The sequence below is a fragment of the Dietzia sp. CW19 genome, assembly GCF_014145265.1.
GTDB classification, from domain to species: Bacteria; Actinomycetota; Actinomycetes; order Mycobacteriales; family Mycobacteriaceae; genus Dietzia; species Dietzia natronolimnaea.
The window spans coordinates 1-2,863 of record NZ_JAALEE010000280.1 but is presented as its reverse complement, the minus strand read 5'-3'; the positions used below and the strand labels follow the sequence as shown (position 1 = coordinate 2,863).

4 protein-coding genes are annotated in these 2,863 nt (G+C 70.6%); 2 read left to right on the top strand and 2 right to left on the bottom strand.

Features of this window, described 5'->3' with window-relative positions:
- Positions 1–44: 44 nt before the first annotated feature.
- Together tpx and G6021_RS09070 are read right to left on the bottom strand one after the other, a co-directional pair.
- Positions 45–542, bottom strand: coding sequence for a thiol peroxidase (tpx, locus tag G6021_RS09075; RefSeq protein WP_182639628.1), 498 nt, complete (start codon positions 540–542; stop codon positions 45–47).
- Positions 431–1,219 (bottom strand): DNA-3-methyladenine glycosylase, encoded by a 789-nt coding sequence (locus G6021_RS09070; protein WP_182639627.1) that lies wholly within the window; start codon positions 1,217–1,219, stop codon positions 431–433. The genes tpx and G6021_RS09070 overlap by 112 nt, the downstream gene beginning before the upstream one ends.
- A gap of 125 nt (positions 1,220–1,344) precedes the next feature.
- Here G6021_RS09070 and G6021_RS09065 point away from each other — a divergent pair, with 125 nt between their 5' ends.
- Complete coding sequence (locus tag G6021_RS09065) at positions 1,345–1,977, top strand: ElyC/SanA/YdcF family protein (protein ID WP_182639626.1); 633 nt, start codon at positions 1,345–1,347, stop codon at positions 1,975–1,977.
- A 111-nt stretch (positions 1,978–2,088) separates the two neighbouring features.
- Positions 2,089–2,863 (top strand): pirin family protein (locus G6021_RS09060; protein WP_182641113.1); only part of this gene is annotated, 775 nt, incomplete at its 3' end.

The following is a 2,863-nucleotide window of genomic DNA, read 5'->3' as shown; positions in this document are numbered from 1 at the left end:
CGGCCCGCCTCCACACGGAGGCGGGCCGGCGGTCGTGAGTGTGATCAGTTGAGAGCGGCGAGCGCGGAGTCGTAGTCCGGCTCGGTGGTGATCTCGTCGACGAGCTGGGTGTAGACGACCTTGCCCTCGGCGTCGAGAACGATGACCGAGCGGGCGCACAGGCCGGCCAGGGGGCCGTCGGCCATCGTGACGCCGTACGTCGAGGCGAAATCGCTGCGGAAGGTGGAACCGGCGGAGGCGTTCTCGATGCCCTCGTCGGCGGCGAAACGCTTGAGCGCGAAGGGGAGATCGGCCGAGACGTTGACGACCGCGGTGTTGTCCAGGCCGGTGGCCTTCTCGTTGAAGGTGCGGACGGACTGGGCGCAGACGCCCGTGTCGACGCTCGGGAAGATGTTGAGCACGACGTTCTTGCCCGCCAGCGACTCGGAGGTCACGGCTGACAGGTCGGTGCCGACCAGCTCGAACGCCGGGGCGGTGGTGCCGACGGCGGGGAGCTCGCCGGACGTGGTGACGGGATTTCCCTTGAATGCGGTGGTTGCCATGTGTCCGTTCTACCGGACGGGGGCGGCGTGGGCACCGCCTGCCCGGTCTGGTCGACCGCCCGCCACAGGTACCAGGAGGCGACCGAACGGTACGGGGCCCAGCTCTCGGCACGGGTGAGCATCTGCGTGGCGGTGGGCGCCTCGTCGAGCCCCGTGACCCGCTCGAATCCGCGGCGCACCCCGACATCGGCGACGGGGAACACGTCGGGTCTGTCCAACAGGAAGATCAGCACCATCTCGACGGTCCATCGGCCCACCCCGCGGACGGTGGTCAGGGAGGCGACCACCTCGTCGTCGTCGAGTTCCTCCAGCTCCGCCATCGTGGGGATCCGTCCGGTCCCCACGGCGTCGGTCAGGTCCCGGAGCGCGGCGATCTTGGGGCGGGAGACGCCGCAGGCGCGGATCTCGTCGTCGGAGAGGGCGGCCAGGAGGACGGGATCGAGATGGCGGGGCCCCGCGGCCCGCTCCCGGAGTCGGCCGGCGATCGTCGCGGCCGCCTTCACCGACAGTTGCTGGGACAGGATCGAGGAGGCCAGGCGATCGAACAGGGTGTTCGGTCCGGCGGCCGGGGCGGGCGTGAGGGTGCACGGACCGACGTACTCGATGTGGCGTCCGAGCTCGGGGTCCGCTCGGGAGAGGTATCGGACTGCGGCCGACTTGTCATATCCTGCGGGCATGTGAGCAGGCTACCCGGCGATTTTCTGGCCCATTCTGCCTCACGGGTAACAGCGGTACCGTGGCTACCGATAACTATCGGGTCACGAAATGAGTCACACACTTTTCTCGGGGGAGGAACGCCATCGTGCGTAGGACACACATCCGTCTCGCAGCGGTCGCGGCCACGGCGGCGCTCGCGCTGGGGGCCGGTGCAGGGACCGCATCCGCGGGTTCGGCGGAGCTCCCGTCGGGCACCGCGCTCTACAACGGGCTGACCATGGTGGGCTGCCAGTACGTCGACCAGTCGATGCTGCAGATGTGCGGCGGCCTGGACGCGCTCACGAGCGACGACCCGGCGGTGCTCACGGTCAATCCGTTCACCACCGACATCGTGATCCTGGGCGCGGGCCTCTATCCCGACGGGGGGATCCGGCCGGTGCTCGAGGAGCGGCTGAGGACAGGCTTCCGGCTCGCGCGGGAGTACCCCACCGCCCGCATCATCGTGACCGGTGGAGTCCCGCAGAACGGCCGCACGGAGGCCCGCGCGATGGGCGACTGGCTCCGCGGCGCCGGGATCGCACCGTGGCGGATCACCGAGGAGGGCAACTCCAACTCGACGGTCCAGAACGCCCGGTTCACCGACCAGATCTTCCGCGAGCGCGGGACCACCGGCGCGGTCGTGGTCTCCACGGGCGACCACGTCCAGCGTGCGGTGCTCAACTTCCGCCAGGCGGTCGGCGGCCGGATTCCGGTGACCGGAGTGGTGGCCCGGGGCTGACCCGGGTCTGGCCCGGGGCTGACCCGGGCTCGGCCGCGGGAGGGAACAAACCGCCAGGGCCCGGAGTTGTATGACGCGACAGCAAGTACCGTCCCGTCAGAGGAGATGCCAGTGTCCGCCATCCGTCAGGTAGTCCCGCTCGGCGCGCAGTGGCCCGGTGTCGACCCGTTCCTGTTCGCGGTCCACCACCGCGACGAGTTCCCCGCGGCCGAGGGGGAGACCATGCGTCCCGCGGCCTCCCTGGAGGGCCGGTCCATCGGAGGCGACTTCTCCGGCAAGGACGGCTGGTCGATGTACCACGGCTCAGAGGTGCCCGGCTTCCCCCAGCACCCACACCGCGGCTTCGAGACCGTCACCGTGGTGCTCGACGGCGTGGTGGACCACTCCGACTCGCTGGGCGCCGCCGCCCGCTTCGGGCACGGTGACACACAGTGGCTCACCGCCGGTGCGGGGATCTCGCACTCGGAGATGTTCCCCCTGCTGGATCCCGACGCGACCAACACCATGGAGCTGTTCCAGATCTGGCTCAACCTCGCCCCCGAGGACAAGTCCGCCGAGCCGTACTTCGACATGTTCTGGTCCGAGGACACCCCGGTCGTCGTCCGCGGTGAGGAGGGGGCCGCCGCGCGCGTCCGGGTGATCGCCGGGGAGATCGACGGGATCCGGGCACTCGACCCGCCACCGCACTCCTGGGCCGCGCGCCCGGACAGCCACCTCGCCATCTGGATCGTCACCCTCGACCCCGGGGTCAGCACCGAGCTCCCGGCGTTCGACCCGTCCGCCTCCCGGGTCCTGTACAACTACGGCGGCGAGCTGACCGCCGACGGGCAGCGGCTCGGCTACGACGCCGCCGTGCTCGCCCCCGAGGCCGTCACCGTGAGCGCGG